This window comes from Microbacterium sp. LTA6 (assembly GCF_045690355.1).
Lineage (GTDB): Bacteria > Actinomycetota > Actinomycetes > Actinomycetales > Microbacteriaceae > Microbacterium.
In genome coordinates this window covers 759,932-778,120 of sequence record NZ_CP147855.1, presented here as the reverse complement: position 1 = coordinate 778,120, position 18,189 = coordinate 759,932, and the positions used below count along the sequence as shown (strand labels likewise).

Below are 18,189 nucleotides of genomic sequence, written 5' to 3'. Positions count from 1 at the left end.
CGGTGGATGCCGGCGTTCACCGCTCCGCGTTCGTCAGCGCCGTGCCACGCCGGCGCGGCGCAGCGCCGAGCCGATCCCCAGGCCGACGGCCGTCCAGGCGATCGGACCGAGGACCGAGATCGTCAGGTACAGGATCTGCGCCCACGGCGCCATCACGGCGAGGTGCGCGGCGAAGTAGACGACGACGGCGACGAGCACGCCGATCACGGCCGCGGAGATGAAGAACCGCCACGGACCCCAGGATCGGTACCGGGTGAGGGCGGCGACACCCTCCTGGATGGCGCCGAACAGGAGCGCGGTGCCGAGGAAGCGCAGCGTCCACGCCGGGTTGAACGCGCTCGCGATGAGAGCTGCGACGACATGCGTGACGATCGCCACGAACGGCTGGCGGAGCACCTCCTGCGCGATGATCCCCGGCAGCACGTGCGAACCGAGCACCAGGCCGTAGAGGAAGAACGGTCCCAGCAGGACGGGGATCGTCAGCCAACCGGCGATCCCGCCGAGGATTCCGGTCGCGACTCCGATCGCCGCACAGACGAGCAGCACTCGCGTCGACAGGGTGGAGGTGCGGGTCACTTTCTCAGCCTACTGGCGACGAAAGTCACGGGGGCTGGACGTTCGTCTATGACACTGCGGCGCACCTGGTGTGAGACCGGGAGTCGCACTAGGTTGATCGACAATGTGGCAACCCGGCCGCATCATGACCACCGGGAGCAGTACATGGGTTCAATCCCACTCCGGATGGCAGCAGCCACAACCCTGGCTGCGCTGTTCATCGCTTCGACGGCAACCGCAGGATACGCAGGCGTGGAGGAGGTGACAGATCCTGTTCCGGTCGCCGGCACGCCGGGGCACTACATCGTGGTGATGAAGTCCGACCCGTTGGCCAGCTACACGGGCGACGTGAACGGACTCAAGGCGACCAAGCCGGATGCCGGCGCTCAGCTCGAGGCGCAGTCCGACGACGCTCAGCGCTACGTGAAGCACCTGAAGGGTGAGCAGAAGAGCCTCGCCGAGGAGATCGGGGTCACTCCGGACACCACCTACCAGGTCGTGCTCAACGGCTTCAGCGCCGAGCTCACCGGCGAACAGGTCGACAAGCTGCGCACCTCGAAGGATGTGTTCGGCGTCTTCCCCGACGAGATCCGTCACCCGGATGCCCAGACGTCGACCGATTTCCTCGGACTCGGCGATGACAAGAAGGGCCGCGGCGGCGTCTGGGAGGACACCGGCGGGGTCGGCAAGGCAGGCGAGGGCGTCGTGGTCGGCGTCATCGACACCGGCATCGCGCCGGAGCATCCCTCCTTCGACGGCAAGAAGCTGAAGAAGCAGAAGAAGCAGCAGAACCGTCACAAGGGCAACCAGCCCTATACCGACGGCACCTACGTCTATTTCGACAAGTCCGACGGCGGCCAGTTCCAGGCCGAGATGCTCGAGGCCCAGGACTGGGACAAGGGCGACTACTCGACCAAGCTCATCGGCGCCCAGTACTTCTCCGCAGGAGCTGCGGCGGCGGGCTTCGACTTCCAGTACGACTATCTGTCTCCCCGCGACGGCGATGGCCACGGTTCGCACACCGCCAGCACCGCAGCGGGCAACTTCAAGGTGAACGCGTCCGTCGGCGGTGTCGACTTCGGCAAGGTCTCCGGCGTCGCCCCCGGCGCGAAGGTGGCCGCATACAAGGCGTGCTACGTCGGCCCCGACACCACGGTCACCACCGACGACATCTGCGCGCTGAGCGATCTCGTCGGCGCCATCGACAAAGCCGTCGCCGACGGCGTCGATGTGATCAACTACTCGATCGGCGGCGGAGCAGCCTCGACGGTGCTCGCTCCCGAAGACATCGCGTTCCTGAACGCGGCGGCCGCCGGCGTGTTCGTCGCCGTCAGCGCCGGCAACGACGGTCCGGACTCGGCGACGGCCGATCATGCGTCGCCGTGGTACACCACGGTGGCGGCATCCACGATCCCGACCTGGGAGGGAACCGTCCAGTTCGAGGGCTTCGAAGAGGCCGGCGCCTCGGTGAGCGTGCCCTTCGGCAGCACCGTGCAGGGCCCCTCGGTCTACGCAGGGGACGCGGCGGTGGCAGATGCCGTCGACGCACAGCTGTGCCTCCCCGGAACACTCGATCCGGCGAAGGTCACCGGCCACATCGTCGTCTGCGACCGCGGTGGCAACGCGCGCGCTGAGAAGTCGCAGGTCGTGAAGGATGCCGGCGGCATCGGTGTCGTGCTGGTGAACGTGCCGGGTGGTGCGGATTCGCTCGACAACGACTTCCACGCCGTGCCGACGGTGCACCTCTCCTCGGTGCACCACGAAGCCGTGCTCGCGTACGTGCAGGGTGGAGCAGACCGTCCGATCACGCTCGTCGGCGAGAACACCACCGGCGAGACCACTCCGGTTCCGCAGATCGCCGGCTTCTCCAGTCGTGGTCCGATGCTCGCCGACGGCAGCGACATCATGAAGCCGGACGTCACCGCCCCCGGTGTCGCGATCCTCGCGGCCGGGCACAATGTCGCAGGTGCGGATCCGACGTTCGAGATCCTCTCCGGAACCTCGATGTCGTCGCCGCACGTCGCGGGCCTCGGCGCCCTGTACCTCGGCGAGCGTCCGAACGCGACGCCTGCAGAGGTGAAGTCGGCGATGATGACCACCGCGTACGACACCGTGCTGGCCGATGGTTCGGCGAACACGAACCCCTTCGAGCAGGGCGCAGGTCACGTCGACCCGACGCGCTACTTCGAGCCGGGTCTGCTGTACCTCAACGGCATCGCCGACTGGGCGGCGTTCATCGAGGGCAAGGATCTCGCGGAGTTCGACGGCGTCGAGCCGATCGACGGCAGCGACCTCAACATCGCGTCGATCTCGATCGGTTCGCTGGCGAGTGCGCAGACGGTGACCCGCACAGTCACCTCGACCGAGGCGGGCACGTTCACGGCATCCGTCGACGTTCCCGGTGTCGACGTGACCGTCGAGCCGGCCACGCTCGAGTTCGGCGCCGTGGGCGAGACGGCGACGTTCAACGTCACCTTCGACAACAAGAGCGCCCCGGTCGAGCAGTGGGCGACCGGCTCGCTCACCTGGTCGAGCGATTCGAACACGGTGCGTTCTCCGATCGCGGTGTTCCCGGTGACGGCGGATGCTCCGGCCGAGGTCGCGGGCACCGGCGTCGACGGTTCGACCGAGGTCGAGATCACGCCGGGTGTGGACGGCGACCTGCCGCTCAACCTGTCCGGTCTGACGCCGTTCGAACTGCTCGTCGACGAGGCCAACCCCGTCGAGGGGCACTCGGGCAACGAGAACTCGGGCGACGAGAATAAGGACGTGTCGTGGATCGTGACGGTGCCGGAGGGCACCGCGCTGTCGCGGTTCGACCTCGATTCCTCGGATGACGAAGGCAGCGATCTCGACCTCACGGTCTTCCGGGTCGTGTCGCCGGATGACCTGCGCTACCACCAGCGCTGGGCGTCGGCGACCGGCTCGGCGGACGAGCAGGTCACCGTCGTCGCACCGACCGCGGGAACGTATCTGGTGGTCGCGAACGTGTACTCGACGACCGGGCCGATGACGTGGGATATGTCCTACGCCAACGTCGTCCCGGGCGGAGAGGGCGCGTTCACCGCGACGCCGAATCCGATTCCGGCCGTCCGCGGTGAGAAGACGAGCTACGAGCTGAGTTGGACCGGCCTCACCGCCGGCACCGACTACCTCGGCGTCGTGCAGTACGGCGACTCCGAGGTGCGCACCGTCGTGACGGTCGCCGCCGAGTAGCCCCTCGCACAGCGCCCCGCGGTCCACGGACCGCGGGGCGCTGTGCTGCGCGTGCCCGCTCATCGCGCGATCGATGCCGCTCGTCGCAGCATCCGCTCGAGCGCTCACCCGTGGCGGCTGAGCTTTCTAGCGTGGGGAGACGCAACGATGCGCACACCGAGGAGATCTCCATGACTGCACCTTCATCGGGCCGCCGCGACGGCACCGCGATCGTCGATGACGAACCTCCTGTCGCCACCGACCCGAATCTTCCCCCGGTCGCCCTGACCGACGAGCACCACGAGAAGGCGAATCGCTGGACCTGGCCCAAGATTCTCATCTGGTCGGCGATCGCGCTGCTAGGTGCGGTGGCCTGGACGATGCTGGCGATCGTCCGCGGCGAGACGGTCAACGCGATCTGGTTCGTGTTCGCGGCCGTCTGCACGTACCTGATCGGCTACCGCTTCTACTCCAAGGTGATCGAGAAGTACATCACCCGACCCGACGACCGCCGGGCCACCCCGGCCGAGGTCAAGCAGGATGGCAAGGACTACGTCCCCACCGATCGCCGCGTGCTCTACGGTCACCACTTCGCCGCCATCGCCGGCGCCGGTCCGCTCGTGGGTCCGGTGCTCGCCGCCCAGATGGGCTACCTCCCTGGCACGATCTGGATCATCGTCGGCGTCGTGCTCGCCGGTGCGGTGCAGGACTACACGGTCCTGTTCTTCTCCATGCGCCGCGGTGGTCGCACGATCGGCCAGATGGCCAGGCAGGAGCTCGGCAGGATCGGCGGAACGGCCGCGATCGTGGCATCCCTCCTGATCATGCTGATCATCGTCGCGATCCTCGCGCTCGTGGTCGTCAACGCACTGGGAGAGAGCCCCTGGGGTGTCTTCTCGGTGGCGATGACCATCCCGATCGCGATCTTCATGGGCGTCTACCTGCGGTTCCTGCGCCCCGGCAAGGTCACCGAGGTCTCGATCATCGGGTTCGTGCTGCTGATGGCGGCCATCATCGGCGGCGGATGGGTCGCCGGCACCGACTGGGGTCAGGCGATCTTCCACCTCGACCGCACCACGATCGCCTGGGGCATCATCATCTACGGCTTCATCGCCGCAGTGCTCCCGGTCTGGCTGCTGCTCGCCCCGCGCGACTACCTGTCGACCTTCATGAAGATCGGCGTGATCGTGATGCTCGCCGGCGCCATCATCCTGGTGCGTCCGGAGATCACCGTCCCGGCCGTCAGCATCTTCGGCGAGAACGGCATGGGGCCGGTGTTCGCCGGTCCGCTCTTCCCCTTCCTGTTCGTGACGATCGCGTGCGGAGCATTGTCGGGTTTCCATGCTCTGATCGCCTCGGGTACGACACCGAAGCTCATCGAGAAGGAGCGTCAGTCGCGCTTCATCGGCTACGGCGGCATGCTCATGGAGTCCTTCGTCGCGATCATGGCGCTGGTCGCCGCGATCTCGATCGACCAGGGCATCTACTTCGCCATGAACGCGCCGGCGGCGGTGACGCAGGGCACGGTGGAAGGCGCGGTCGCGTTCGTGAACTCCCTCGGGTTGACCGGGGTGAACCTGACGCCGGAGATGCTGACGGGCACCGCCGAGGCAGTCGGCGAGGAATCGATCGTCTCCCGTACGGGTGGGGCTCCGACGCTCGCGCTCGGCCTCGCGCACATCATGCAGCAGGCCCTCGGCGGGCAGGCGCTGATGGCGTTCTGGTACCACTTCGCGATCATGTTCGAGGCCCTGTTCATCCTCACCGCGGTGGATGCCGGCACCCGTGTCGCCCGCTTCATGCTGCAGGACTCGATCGGCGCCTGGTTCCCGAATTTCCGCGACGTGTCATGGCGCCCCGGCGTCTGGATCTGCACCGCGATCATGGTGGCGGGCTGGGGAGCGATCCTCATCCTCGGCGTGACCGATCCCCTCGGCGGCATCAACACGTTCTTCCCGCTGTTCGGCATCGCGAACCAGCTGCTCGCAGCGATCGCGCTCGCCGTGGTGCTGGCGATCGTCGCGAAGCGCGGCCGGAGCTATGTCAAGTGGCTGTGGATCATCGGGTTGCCGCTCGCGTTCACCGCCGTCGTGACCATCACGGCGTCGCTGTACAAGATCGCCTCCCCGGTACCGGCGATCGGATACTGGGCGAACCACTTCCGGTACGTCGAGGCCCGCGACAGCGGCGACACGTCGCTGGGCGCTCCCGAGGTGCTCGACGCGGTCATCCGCAACACGGCGGTGCAGGGCACGCTGTCGATCATCTTCGTGACGCTCGCGATCATCGTGATGGTGGCCGCCGTCATCGTGACGATCAGGGCCATCCGCAACGGCGGCGGCGAGAACACCGAGGAGACCCCGGTGGCCTCGCGACGCTTCGCTCCGGCCGGCTTCCTGCCGAACGCGGCCGAGCGCGAGCTCGAGAAGCAGTGGGAACCGCTGCTCGCCGAGGAACGCAAGGCGACGACCCACTGATGAGCACGCGATGACGAACCACACGGATGCCGCGACCACCCCTCTGCGCACGCTCGCGCGTGCTGCAGGGCGGGTCGGCCGCGGCATCCGCTGGTACATGACCACGCTGATGGGCGACACGGCCTATGCGACGTACGTCGCCCATCATCGGCGCCAGCATCCTGACGAGGAACCGATGACGGAGCGGCAGTTCTGGCGGCAGCGGATGGATGACCAGGATCGCAATCCCGGTGCGCGCTGCTGCTGACGGCGAGGCTCGTGACGGCGCAGGATGCCGCGGTGCCTAGGCTGAGGGCATGACCGACGTCGTTCTCGCTGCGGTGCTCGGCGTGCTCGGCGGGATCGTCCTGACAGTCCTGCTGCTGCTCGCCCGTCGCCTGGCGCGCGGTGCGGCCGATCTCGGCAGCGATGCCGAGCAGGCCGCACTCGACGCGCTGCACCACGCGAGCCTCGCCGCTCCCCACCTGCGCGCGGGTCTCGCAGCGCCGGCCGTCGTCAAGGCCGCCCGTCACCTGCGCGTGCTGCTCGGCAGCGCGGCGGTGGCCATCGTGAGCGCCGATGGCACCGTGTCATTCGACGGGCCCTCCGACGGGCTGGAGTCGGCTGCCGTCCGGATCGCCGGGCAGGTCACCGCTTCGGGTCGGCGGCAGGTGTTCCCCTCGCCGGGGGCGGACGACGATCTCGAGGCCGTCGGTGCGCCGATCCTCGTCGAAGGTCGGGCAGTCGGGGCCGTCGTCGCGTTCGCGGCACCGGTGCGGGCCGCGCTCGTCCGGGCGGCCGAAGAGGTCGCCGACTGGTGCGCAGCACAGGTCGAGCTCGGTGATCTGGAAGCTTCGCGCACCCAGCTGGCCGAGGCGGAGTTGCGATCACTGCGGGCGCAGATCTCGCCGCATTTCATCTACAACGCGCTGACGGCCATCGCATCATTCATCCTCAGCGACCCCGCCCGTGCTCGCGAACTGGTTCTCGAGTTCGCCGACTTCACGCGCTACTCCTTCCGGCGGCAGGGCGAGTTCACCACCCTCGCCGAGGAACTGGGCAGCATCCACTCCTATCTCGAACTCGAAAGCGCGCGCTTCGGCGACCGGCTGAAGGTCACTCTGCAGATCGCCCCGGAGACCCTCGCGACGGTGATCCCTTCCTCTCGGTGCAGCCGCTGGTCGAGAACGCCGTCCGGCACGGGCTGGAGCCGGGAGAGGGCGGAGGAGAGATCCGCATCGCGTCTCGTGACGACGGCACGCACACCGAGATCTCGGTGGAGGACGACGGCGTCGGCATGGACCCGGAGGGACTGCGCGCCACGCTCACCGCCGCCGATGACGGTCTGCACGTCGGACTCCGAAACGTCGACACGCGCCTCCGTCAGCTCTACGGGGCTGAGAGCGGACTGATCGTCGAGACCAACACCGGCGCGGGTACCCTGGTGCGCATGCGGGTGCCGAAATCGCAACCGCTGCACGACCCGGACAACGACTGAGGTGCGCATGATCGACGTCCTCGTCGCCGACGACGAGAAGCCGGCACTCGATGAACTCGTCCACCTGCTGCGCACGGACGACCGCATCGGCGAGATCCTCACTGCCGCAAACGGTGCGGACGCGCTTCGCCAGCTCTCCGAGCGGGCCGTGCAGATCGCCTTCCTCGACATCCACATGCCCGGGTTGCTCGGTACCGCGCTCGCGCGTGCACTGCTCGCTCTGTCCAGGCCACCGGCCGTGGTGTTCGTGACGGCTGACGAGGCCCGAGCCGTGGAGGCGTTCGAGTTGCGCGCCGTGGACTACCTGCTCAAACCGGTCCGCGCGGAGCGCCTGCGTGGTGCCGTCGATCGCGTCCTCGAGATCGGCGACGCGGCGAGTGCCGGCGACGATGAGATGGTGCCCGTCACGGTCGGCACCGCCGTGCGGTTCGTGCGGCGCAGCGACGTGCGCTGGGTGCAGGCGCAGGGCGACTACTCGCGTCTGCACACCGGAGACGGTGCCGGGCATCTCGTGCGCATCCCGATCTCTGAGCTCGAGTCCCGGTGGGCGGATGCCGGGTTCATCCGCATCCATCGCTCCTCGCTCGTGCGCACCCTGGCGGTGACCGAGGCGCGCCTTTCCGGGGCGGAGCCCGTGGTGTCGATCGGTGACCTCTCGCTCCCCGTCAGTCGTCGTCTGGTGCCGACGGTGCGTGATGCCCTCGTGCGCGGCGAGGGGGCGGGATGACGGAGAAGCCCAAGCGCGTGCGGGTGACTGCCGACCTCCCCGCTCGGCGTGCGGCGGCATCGACCCGCGGCATCGCGCTGCCCGGTTCGCCGGTGGACGAGGCGGATGCCGTCTACGCTCGAGCGCTCATGCGCAGCCAGCTCCGCCTCGCGCTCGGCACGATCGCCGGCTTCGTGCTCGTGGTGGTGGCGCTGACGCTGACGATCGCCTTGATTCCCGAGATCGGGCAGATCCTGGTGTGGGGTCTTCCCCTGTCGTGGCTGCTCCAGGCGTATGCGTTCTATCCGATCATCCTCGTGTTCGCGGTGCTCTACCTGCGCACCGCGGCTCGCAATGAGCGGCGCTATCGCGCGCTGCTGGCTCGCGAATGAACGCGGCCATGGACCTGGTGGGCGTCGCGCTCGTCGTCGCGGCGACGCTGCTCATCGGGGTGTACGGACTGCGCATCTCGCGAACGACGAGCGACTTCTTCGTGGCGTCGCGCACCGTGCGGCCGGTCTGGAACGCGTCGGCGATCAGTGGGGAGTATCTCTCGGCCGGTACGTTCCTCGGCCTGTCGGGGCTCGTGCTGCTCGACGGCGCCAGGGGGTTCTGGTTCCCGATCGGCTATGCAGCCGGGTATCTGCTGGTGCTCGCGTTCGTCGCCGCGCCGCTTCGTCGCAGCGGCGCCTATACGATCCCCGATTTCATCGAGGCGCGACTGGAGTCGACTGCGGCTCGACGGGTGACGAGCATCGCTGTGCTCATCATCGGCTGGTTGTACATCGTGCCGCAGCTGCACGGGGCCGGGATCACCCTGCTCGTCGTGGCAGGGGTACCCGAGTGGGTCGGAGCGGTCACGGTGGCCGTACTCGTGGCGGCGGCGGTGGCCGCCGGCGGCATGCGCGCGATCACCTATGTGCAGGCGTTCCAGTACTGGCTCAAGCTCACGGCGCTGCTCGTGCCGGTCGCCTTCATCGCCTTCGCGCTGAGCGGCGGGCCGCATGAGTTCGATCCTGCGCTGGTCTTCCCCGCCGAGGCCGGTCCCTCGGGTTTCGACGCCTATGAGACGGCATCCCTCCTGCTCGCGCTGCTGCTCGGAACCATGGGCCTGCCGCACGTTCTGGTGCGGTTCTACACGAGCCCGAACGGAGTGTCGGCGCGACGGACGACCGTGATCGTCATCGCCATGGTGAGCGCGTTCTACGCGGTTTCGAGCACGATGGGCCTGCTGGCGCGTATCGCCGCTCCCGACCTCGCAGTCCCCGGTCTCGCCGACACCGTCGTGCTGCAGCTCCCCTCGCGCGTCTTCCCCAGCCTGCTCGGCGAACTGCTCACGGCGCTCATCGTGGCCGGAGCATTCGCCGCGTTCCTCGCGACTTCGGCGGGGATCGTGGTGTCGCTCGCCGGCGTGATCAGCCAGGACGTGTTCTCCGGGTCGGTGCGCTCGTTCCGCCTGTCCGCCGTCCTGTGCGCGTTGGTGCCGCTCGCGGTCGCGTTGCTCACGGCGCCGGCCGGACTGGGGTCCAGCGTCGGTGTCGTCTTCGTCGTGGCGGCGTCGACGCTGTCACCTGTCGTGCTGTTGGGGGTGTGGTGGCGCGGGCTCACCGCCCGCGGTGCGGTGGCGGGGATGCTGTCCGGGGGTCTCGCGGCCGGACTCGCGCTGCTCGTGCATGCGGCGATCGGGGGAGTCGGAGTGGCGGCACCGTACCTCGCGCAGCCGGCCGCGTGGACGATTCCCCTCGCCGCGGTCGTCACGATCGTCGTGTCCCTGCTCGATCCGCGGGCACCGTCGCCTCGCACCGACCGGTTCCTTGCGCGGGTGCATACGCCGGAGCGCGGCTGATTCGCGGCATCCGACCGCTGGTGGCGTCGGGGCTCGTGTGAGCGGGCCTCAGATCGTGCGGGTCCGTGGCAGCAGGCGCACCGGCGGGAGCGGCGGAGCCGGAATGCGCTCATCGTGGCCGGGGACCACGCCGAAGCGTGCGGATGCCGCCTCCCAGTCCTCCCGAGCGGAGGCGATCTCGTCGTGCGTGCGGGCGGCGAAGTTCCACCACATCACGAGGTCCTCCTCGAACGGTTCGCCGCCGATGAGGAACAGCAGCGCGCCCTCGGCGGACGACACCTCCACACCGTCCCGTGAATCGCCGAGGTACAGCAGGTCGTTGAGTGCCATCGAGTGCGATGCGACCGACACCGCGCCGTCGACGAGCATCACGGCGTGCTCCCAATCCGCGCGCAGTGGCAGCGTCAGCCGGGTCCCGGCAGGCACTCTGATCTCCGCGCCGACGATCGGGGTGTGCACCGTCGCCGGCGATCGGGTCCCGGCGAACTCGCCGAGTACAACGGTGGCAGTGGCATCCGTCCCTGCGATCGCCGGCAGATCGAGCGTGGGCAACGACGTGTGCCGCTCGAACCCGCCGTCGCCGTGCCGTGCCGTCTCCGGCAGCACGACCCAGAGCTGCAGCGCATCCAGGGGGATCGGGGCGTCTCCGATCGAATACTCCGAGTGCGAGATGCCGTTCCCGGCCGTCATCAGATTCAGCTGGCCGCGGCGCAGGTCCGCATCGCTGCCGAGGGAGTCGCGGTGGCGGATCTCGCCGACGAGAGGCCAGGTCACCGTCTGCAGCCCGATGTGCGGGTGCGGCTCCACCCGCATCCGGGTCTGGGCCGGACCGAACCGGTCGAGGAAGCACCAGGCTCCGATCGTCGGCAGGTTGCGGTGCGGGAGAGCGCGCAGCACGTTCATCCCGCGCACGCCGCCGAGCGGCACCTCGCGCGGCTCCAGAATGATCCGGCGCTGTCCGATCGTTCGACCGTCTCCCGGCGTGCCGGGCCCGTCGACGCGTGCGCCGTCTGCGAGGTCGCTCATCGGTTGCTCCTTCACGTGGGTACGTCCAAACTAATGCCGTCAGCCCTACCGGAGGGCTGCGTAGACTCGGCCGCATGCTCGCTCGACGCCCGATCCTGATGTCACTTGCGCTCGCCGCAACTCTCGCTGCAGCCGGCTGCGCCTCCGGCGGCGATGCGGGTTTCTGCGGTCCGCTGCATGACGCCAACGAGACCGCAGCCGTGGCGTTCACCCCGTTGATCCCCGGTGCGGACGACGCAGAGACAGCGCAGACGCGTCTTTCCCTCGTCGAGAAGCTCGAACCGACATCGGAGCTGGCCGACGACCTGGAGGTATGGATCGGATATCTGAACAGCGCGGCCGAGACCATCGACGTCGATCCTGCCGCGCTGCTCGCCGCGTACGACCGTGAGGTGGCGGCGGCGGGTAGCGCCCTCGACGGGTACTACAAGGGGACCTGCCTCCAGTAGCCCCGCGCAGTCAGGCTCCTCGACGCTCGGGCCAGCGGATCTTCGCGCCATCGATCTCGTGCGTCTGCAGGTACTTGGCGATGTAGGGGCAGAACGGCACGATGACGTCACCGGATGCCGCGGCATCCGCCAGTGCGTCTGCCGCGAGCCGCCCGGCGAGCCCTTGGCCCTGGAAGGCGGGATCGACCTCGGTGTGGGTGAAACGGATCTCTCCCGGTCGTCGATCGAACTCCGCGAATCCGGCGAGGGTGCCGTCGGTGCGGATCTCATAGCGGGAGAGCTCGTCGTTGCGGGTGACGACGGAGGTGGCGGTCGTGTCGGTCATCGAATGCTCCTTCGGGCGTGTGTCTCCAACCTAAGGCCGTCAGGCAGGCCCGGCCCCGGTTCCCCGAAGTCCATGTGTCGGCCTGTGGATGACGCCAGCCGACGTCGGCGCCGGTCGTTAGGCTGGACGGATGCCGCAGACTCCCCGTGACCCGTACGAGGATCTGCCGTACGCGGACGAGCCGTGGGACGACACCCCGCCGGAGGAGATGGACTGGGTGCCGCAGGGGGCGGACTACGAGCCTCCCCTCGACTGGGGGCCGGGTCCCGTGACGCCGGTGGCGGCGGCATCCGCCCCGACCGCTCGCAAGGCCACGCCGAGCCAGTACGCGACCCCGGGCGAAGCGCTGCACGCGGTCTTCGGCTATGACGCGTTCCGAGGCGATCAGGCGGCGATCGTCGAGCACGTCATCGCCGGCGGTGACGCCGTCGTGCTCATGCCGACAGGTGGCGGCAAGAGCGTCACCTATCAGGTGCCGGCGCTCGTGCGCGAGGGCACGGGTCTGGTGATCAGCCCGCTGATCGCGCTCATGCACGATCAGGTCGACGCGCTCCGCGCCAACGGTGTGCGGGCGGCGTACCTCAACTCGACGCAAGCCCCTCAGGAGCGCGCCAGGGTCGAGCGCGAGTACCTCGCCGGCGAGCTCGACCTCATCTACGTCGCGCCCGAGCGGCTGTCGAGCGCGCAGACGACCGCTCTGCTGCAGCGCGGCACGCTCAGCGTCATCGCGATCGACGAGGCCCACTGCGTGTCGCAGTGGGGGCATGATTTCCGCCCGGACTATCTCGCCCTCGGCGACCTGGCCGAACGGTTCCCCGGTGTGCCGCGGATGGCGCTCACCGCGACGGCCACGCGCGAGACGCACAAGGAGCTCACCGAGCGGCTGCAGCTGCCGACGGCGAAGCACTTCGTGGCGAGCTTCGACCGACCGAACATCCAGTACCGGATCGTTCCCAAGATCGACCCGCGCAAGCAGCTGGTGGCGTTCATCAAGTCCCAGACCGAGGGCGCTGCGGGCATCGTCTACGCACTCAGCCGCAAGTCAGTCGAGCAGACGGCGACCTATCTCGCAGCCCAGGGTCTCGACGCCTTGCCGTATCACGCGGGCCTCCCGGCCGAGGTGCGCGCGGCGAACCAGTCGCGCTTTCTCCGTGACGACGGCGTCGTGATGGTCGCGACCATCGCGTTCGGCATGGGTATCGACAAGCCGGATGTCCGATTCGTCGCGCACATCGACCTGCCGAAGTCGGTCGAGGGCTACTACCAGGAGACCGGTCGAGCCGGCCGCGACGGCGAGCCCGCCGTCGCCTGGATGGCGTACGGACTCGGCGACGTCGTGCAGCAGCGCCGGCTCATCGATCAGAGCCCCGGCGATCGCACCTTCAAGATGCGGCTCGGGCAGCATCTCGACGCGATGCTCGCGCTGTGCGAGACAGTCGAATGCCGCAGGCAGAACCTGCTCGGCTACTTCGGGCAGGACTCCCAACCGTGCGGCAACTGCGACACCTGCCTGGAGTCGCCGGAGACGTTCGACGGACTCATCCCCGCGCAGAAGCTGCTGTCGACGATCGTGCGCCTGCAGCGCGAGCGCGGTCAGTCCTTCGGCGCCGGGCACCTCATCGACATCCTCCGCGGCGCATCCACTGAGCGGATGCGGCAGCAGGGGCACGAGCGCCTCTCGACCTTCGGCATCGGCGCCGACCTCTCCGATCAGGACTGGCGCAGCGTCGTCCGCCAGCTCCTCGCCCGCGGCATCCTCGTCGCCCAGGGTGACTACGGCACCCTCGCACCGGGTGAGCAGGGGGCTGGCGTGCTACGCGGCGAGCTGCCGGTGCCGTTGCGCAAAGACACCATCGGGCGCGTCACCACGACACGCGCACGCAAGGCGTCGGCGGCCGATGCGCTGGATGCCGGTGACCGGCCCCTCTTCGAGGCGCTGCGCGCCTGGCGAGCGGAGACCGCGAAGGAGCAGGGCATGCCCGCGTACATCGTGTTCGGCGATGCGACGCTGCGGGCACTGGCCGAACACCGCCCGAGCTCGCTCTCCGGCCTCGACGGCATCACCGGGATCGGCGAGAAGAAGCGCGAGGCCTATGGTGAGGCCGTCATCGCGGTGATCGCCGCCGCGTCCTGAGCAGGCCGCGCTGCTCTGCCCGATCCGTCGCGGTGCGGGTCGAAATAGCACCCGCCGTTGCCGTGGGAGATGCATTCCTGACCTCGCACCGCGCCTCGATCGCCGGCGCCTTTCGCAGCGATGGAAGATGCCCTGGTGCGCGCAATAGGACAGGTCTAGTGTTGGCCCCATCTCGCCGACGACGGTGTCGACGAACCGGTTCTGGGGAACCGGCGAGATCAAGGGGACCACCATGAAGCGACGCCTCATCGCCATGCTCGCAGCACTGACTCTGGGCGGAGCAGCCCTCATCGGAGGAGCATCTCCGGCCCTGGCGGATGATCCGGGCGGGGCGACCTACGTCGCCATCGGCGACTCCGAGGCCGCGGGCACCGGCAACCTTCCGTACGTCGACCAGGAGTGCCTGCGTTCGAAGAAGTCCTACCCGATGCTCCTGGCCGGCATGGCGGGGGTACCGGTGGCATCGAGCGCCTGTGCCGGCGCCAGCACCCAGGACGTCGTGGCGCAGCAGCTCGGAGACCTCGGCCCGGCAACACAACTCGTGACCCTCACCGCCGGAGTCAACGATCTCGACTGGCAGGGGGTGCTCACTGCGTGCAGCAGTGCCGGCACTGCTGCGGCGTGCGGGGCGGCGATGAGCGCCGCGGGCGTCGCTCTGCAGGGTGTGCCGCTGGGCATCGCACAAGTGCTGGTCGCTGTGCGCACGCTCGCTCCGAACGCCCTGATCGTGGTCACCGGTTACCCGATGCTCTTCGGTGCGTTCGCCGACTCCTGCAGCGTGGGGAACTACCAGGGTGTCTCGGTGAAGTTCACCGCGGCGCAGGCAGCGGGGGTCAACGCGGGGCTGATGGGTGTGAACACCGCAGTGCAGACGGGCGTCGCCGGATACGTCGGCCAGACCGGCGATCCAGGGGTCCGGTATGTCGATGTCACTCAGGGCTTCACCGGACACGCGCTGTGCGACACGGGGGATCGCTGGATCAGCGGCCTCGTCTCCGGAAAGCCGACGGTGGACCGCGGTTTCCATCCGAACGCGGCAGGGCAGCAGGCCTACGCAGCGATCGTGGCGGCAGCGCTCGCGCCCTGAGCATCCGCTCGTCCTGATCTCCCGAGCGCGCGTTGCTGTCGCGAGCCGACAACCGGAACCGGAGCAGCCCCGGCATCGCGTTGGAGGATGCTCACAGTGGAGTTCCCCTGATGTTGTCGCAGACCTACGATATGAGCATCCCTACTTCTCCTTGAGAGGAATGCTCATGGTCGACGCCGCCGTCCGTCCTACGACGACCCCCAGCCTGACGAACGACGCGGAGAACACTCCGCAGATCGACGTCGATGCCGTCAACGAACTCCTGCTGGGCACCTGGGCCGACACTCGTCGGCAGGCGCGCGAGATGATCAAGGACCCGGCGTTCTGGCGCAAGGACGAGCTCGGCATGGACGAGCACCGCGAGCGTGTGCTCAGCCAGCTGCACCTGCTCGTCGAGAACAAGACCGTGCACCGCGCGTTCCCGAAGTCGCTGGGCGGCGAGGAGAACAACGGCGCGAACATCGCCGGCTTCGAAGAGCTCGTCGTCGCCGATCCGAGCCTTCAGATCAAGTCCGGCGTGCAGTGGGGCCTGTTCGGCTCGGCCATCCTGCAGCTCGGCACGAAGGAGCACCACGAGAAGTGGCTTCCCGGTGTGATGGATCTCTCGATCCCTGGCGCCTTCGCCATGACCGAGATCGGGCACGGCTCCGACGTGGCGTCGGCCGGCACGACCGCGACCTACGACCCGGCGACCGAGGAATTCGTCATCCACACGCCGTTCCGCGGCGCGACGAAGGAGTACCTCGGCAACGCCGCATTGCACGGCATCGCCGCGACCGTGTTCGCGCAGCTGATCACGAACGGCGTGAGCCACGGTGTGCACTGCTTCTACGTACCGCTCCGTGGGGAGGACGGGAACGACCTTCCCGGGATCACCCGCGAGGACGACGGGCTCAAGGGAGGGCTGAACGGCATCGATAACGGCCGTCTGACCTTCGACCACGTCCGCATCCCGCGCACGAACCTGCTGAACCGCTACGGCGATGTCACCGCCGATGGCACCTACTCGAGCGCGATCGACAGCCCCGGCCGCCGATTCTTCACGATGCTCGGCACCCTGGTGCAGGGGCGCGTCTCCCTCGACGGTGCGGCCTGCTGGGCATCCGCCCTCGGTCTGCACATCGCGATCACCTACGCGTCGCAGCGCCGTCAGTTCGACGGCGTCGACGGGCAGGAGGTCGTCCTGCTCGACTACGGCAAGCACCAGCGCCGGCTGCTGCCGCGTCTGGCGACCACCTACGCTCAGATCTTCGCGCACGACGAGTTCCTGCAGAAGTTCGACGGCGTCTTCTCCGGACGCACCGACACCCCGGATGACCGTGAGGATCTCGAGACGCTTGCTGCCGCTCTCAAGCCGCTGTCGACCTGGCATGCGCTCGACACCTTGCAGGAAGCGCGCGAGGCGTGCGGCGGGGCCGGCTTCATGTTCGAGAACCGCCTGGTCGGGCTCCGTCAGGACCTCGACATCTATGTGACCTTCGAGGGAGACAACAACATTCTCCTGCAGCTCGTCGGCAAGCGCCTGCTCACCGACTACGCGAAGCAGTTCCAGGGCAAGGATGCCGCCGCCCTGGCGAAGTTCGCGGTCGAGCAGACCGCCGGCAAGGTGTTCCACGGCGCGGGCCTCCGTCAGTTCGGGCAGGCCGTCGCCGACCTCGGCTCGACCGCGCGCTCGGTCGAGAAGGGTCTCCGCGAGGAGCAGCAGCACGAGCTGCTCGCCGACCGCGTGCAGCAGATGGTGGCCGACATCGCCGGACGCCTGCGCCCCGGCGCCAAGGACAAGGCGCTCGGTGCCCGCCTCTTCAATGAGAACCAGGCCGAGCTCATCGAGGCGGCTCGTGCGCACGGCGAGCTCTTGCAGTGGGAGGCGTTCACCGACGCCGTGCACAGCATCGAGGATGCCGAGACGAAGAAGGTGCTCACCTGGCTGCGCGACCTCTTCGGCCTGCAGCTCGTCGAGAAGCACCTCGCCTGGCACCTCATCAACGGACGACTGTCGACGCAGCGTGCCGCCGCCGTGTCGAGCTACATCGATCGCCTGTGTGCACGGCTGCGGCCTTACGCGCTCGACCTCGTCAACGCCTTCGGTTACGAGCCCGAGCACGTGCGGGCGCCGATCGCTTCGGGGGCCGAGGCCGAGCGTCAGGACGAAGCACGCGCCTATTACGCCGATCTCGTCGCCTCGGGGAACGCCCCGGTGCAGGAGAAGGCGCTGAAGAAGGCGAAGCGCTAGGGCGGCTTGCTGAAGGCGGGCCGGTCGAGAGTCCCGATGTTTCGTGGAACGATCGAGGCATGGCTCCTCGGGTTGTCGCTGTTCATTCCCACGCCTCGCACACCTTCAGCAAGCTGACGCGTGAGTCGATCACGCTCCTCGAGGGGCTCGGGGTGGAAGGGGATGCGCACTGTGGCGCGACCGTGCAGCACCGCTCACGGGTAGCCGCAGACCCCTCACAGCCGAACCTGCGACAGGTGCACCTGATCCATGGAGAGCTATTCGACGAACTGCGCGCGAGCGGTCACGGCGTCGTACCCGGTGAACTCGGCGAGAACATCACCACTCGGGATGTCGACCTGCTGGCACTTCCCGTTGGCGCTCGCCTGCACTTCGGCGACGCGGTGGTGACGATCACAGGCCTCCGCAACCCGTGCCAGCAGATCAACGATTTTCAATCCGGCCTGCTCAAGCAAGTGATCAAGACCGATGATGAGGGCCACGTCGTCCGACTCGCCGGGGTCATGGGTATTGTCTCCCGCGGCGGACCTGTGGCCGCCGGAGACACGATCGACGTCGAGCTACCGCCGACACCGCACTTTCCACTCACGCGCGTTTGATCGCGGCCCAGAGCTTCACCCTGCAGGCGCGTCGCACGGGGATGAGCAGCATGCCCCAGGGGTCTGCACGATCGGGTCGG

Annotated in this window: 14 protein-coding genes and 1 pseudogene; 12 read left to right on the top strand and 3 right to left on the bottom strand. The window is 68.4% G+C overall.

Going from position 1 to position 18,189, the window contains the following annotated elements; genetic code table 11:
• Positions 1-33: 33 nt before the first annotated feature.
• Entirely contained in the window at positions 34-576 is a 543-nt protein-coding gene (locus LTA6_RS03635) for an ECF transporter S component (RefSeq protein WP_341976180.1), read from the bottom strand.
• A gap of 165 nt (positions 577-741) precedes the next feature.
• Between LTA6_RS03635 and LTA6_RS03630 the strand changes: the two genes are divergently transcribed.
• The 7 genes and pseudogenes from LTA6_RS03630 (at position 742) to LTA6_RS03600 (ending at position 10,256) form a co-directional block, all read left to right on the top strand.
• On the top strand, positions 742-3,771 hold the full coding sequence (locus LTA6_RS03630; RefSeq protein WP_407358651.1) for a S8 family serine peptidase: 3,030 nt from the start codon (positions 742-744) through the stop codon (positions 3,769-3,771).
• A 170-nt stretch (positions 3,772-3,941) separates the two neighbouring features.
• The gene (locus LTA6_RS03625; RefSeq protein WP_407358650.1) at positions 3,942-6,227 is read left to right on the top strand and encodes a carbon starvation CstA family protein; all 2,286 of its coding nucleotides are present in this window, start codon (positions 3,942-3,944) and stop codon (positions 6,225-6,227) included.
• Positions 6,228-6,237: 10 nt separating this feature from the next.
• The gene (locus tag LTA6_RS03620; protein WP_363550776.1) at positions 6,238-6,474 is read left to right on the top strand and encodes a YbdD/YjiX family protein; all 237 of its coding nucleotides are present in this window, start codon (positions 6,238-6,240) and stop codon (positions 6,472-6,474) included.
• A 49-nt stretch (positions 6,475-6,523) separates the two neighbouring features.
• Positions 6,524-7,704: pseudogene (locus LTA6_RS03615) on the top strand (sensor histidine kinase).
• Between the two features lie 7 nt (positions 7,705-7,711).
• The gene (locus LTA6_RS03610) at positions 7,712-8,431 is read left to right on the top strand and encodes a LytR/AlgR family response regulator transcription factor (RefSeq protein WP_407358649.1); all 720 of its coding nucleotides are present in this window, start codon (positions 7,712-7,714) and stop codon (positions 8,429-8,431) included.
• On the top strand, positions 8,428-8,802 hold the full coding sequence (locus LTA6_RS03605; RefSeq protein ID WP_363550781.1) for a heavy metal transporter: 375 nt from the start codon (positions 8,428-8,430) through the stop codon (positions 8,800-8,802). Before LTA6_RS03610 ends, LTA6_RS03605 begins: the two co-directional genes overlap by 4 nt.
• Positions 8,799-10,256 carry a cation acetate symporter gene (locus LTA6_RS03600; RefSeq protein ID WP_407358648.1) on the top strand — a complete coding sequence of 486 codons (1,458 nt, stop codon included), beginning with the start codon at positions 8,799-8,801 and terminating at the stop codon, positions 10,254-10,256. Before LTA6_RS03605 ends, LTA6_RS03600 begins: the two co-directional genes overlap by 4 nt.
• A gap of 48 nt (positions 10,257-10,304) precedes the next feature.
• On the opposite strand, the gene LTA6_RS03595 is transcribed toward LTA6_RS03600, so the two are convergent.
• Positions 10,305-11,282, bottom strand: a complete 978-nt coding sequence (locus LTA6_RS03595) for a pirin family protein (RefSeq protein ID WP_407358647.1) — start codon at positions 11,280-11,282, stop codon at positions 10,305-10,307.
• A 74-nt stretch (positions 11,283-11,356) separates the two neighbouring features.
• Here LTA6_RS03595 and LTA6_RS03590 point away from each other — a divergent pair, with 74 nt between their 5' ends.
• Positions 11,357-11,731, top strand: coding sequence for a hypothetical protein (locus tag LTA6_RS03590; RefSeq protein WP_407358646.1), 375 nt, complete (start codon positions 11,357-11,359; stop codon positions 11,729-11,731).
• 10 nt (positions 11,732-11,741) lie between these two features.
• Here the strand turns inward: LTA6_RS03590 and LTA6_RS03585 are convergent, their stop codons facing one another.
• Positions 11,742-12,056 (bottom strand): GNAT family N-acetyltransferase, encoded by a 315-nt coding sequence (locus LTA6_RS03585; protein WP_407358645.1) that lies wholly within the window; start codon positions 12,054-12,056, stop codon positions 11,742-11,744.
• Positions 12,057-12,186: 130 nt separating this feature from the next.
• Between LTA6_RS03585 and recQ the strand changes: the two genes are divergently transcribed.
• The 4 genes from recQ to LTA6_RS03565 all read left to right on the top strand — a co-directional run bounded on the left by recQ (position 12,187) and on the right by LTA6_RS03565 (position 18,109).
• Entirely contained in the window at positions 12,187-14,190 is a 2,004-nt protein-coding gene (gene recQ, locus LTA6_RS03580; RefSeq protein ID WP_407358644.1) for a DNA helicase RecQ, read from the top strand.
• Positions 14,191-14,422: 232 nt separating this feature from the next.
• Positions 14,423-15,277 (top strand): SGNH/GDSL hydrolase family protein, encoded by an 855-nt coding sequence (locus tag LTA6_RS03575; RefSeq protein WP_407358643.1) that lies wholly within the window; start codon positions 14,423-14,425, stop codon positions 15,275-15,277.
• A 166-nt stretch (positions 15,278-15,443) separates the two neighbouring features.
• Entirely contained in the window at positions 15,444-17,510 is a 2,067-nt protein-coding gene (locus LTA6_RS03570) for an acyl-CoA dehydrogenase (protein WP_407358642.1), read from the top strand.
• Between the two features lie 59 nt (positions 17,511-17,569).
• Positions 17,570-18,109 carry an MOSC domain-containing protein gene (locus LTA6_RS03565; protein ID WP_363550792.1) on the top strand — a complete coding sequence of 180 codons (540 nt, stop codon included), beginning with the start codon at positions 17,570-17,572 and terminating at the stop codon, positions 18,107-18,109.
• Positions 18,110-18,189 lie beyond the last annotated feature (80 nt).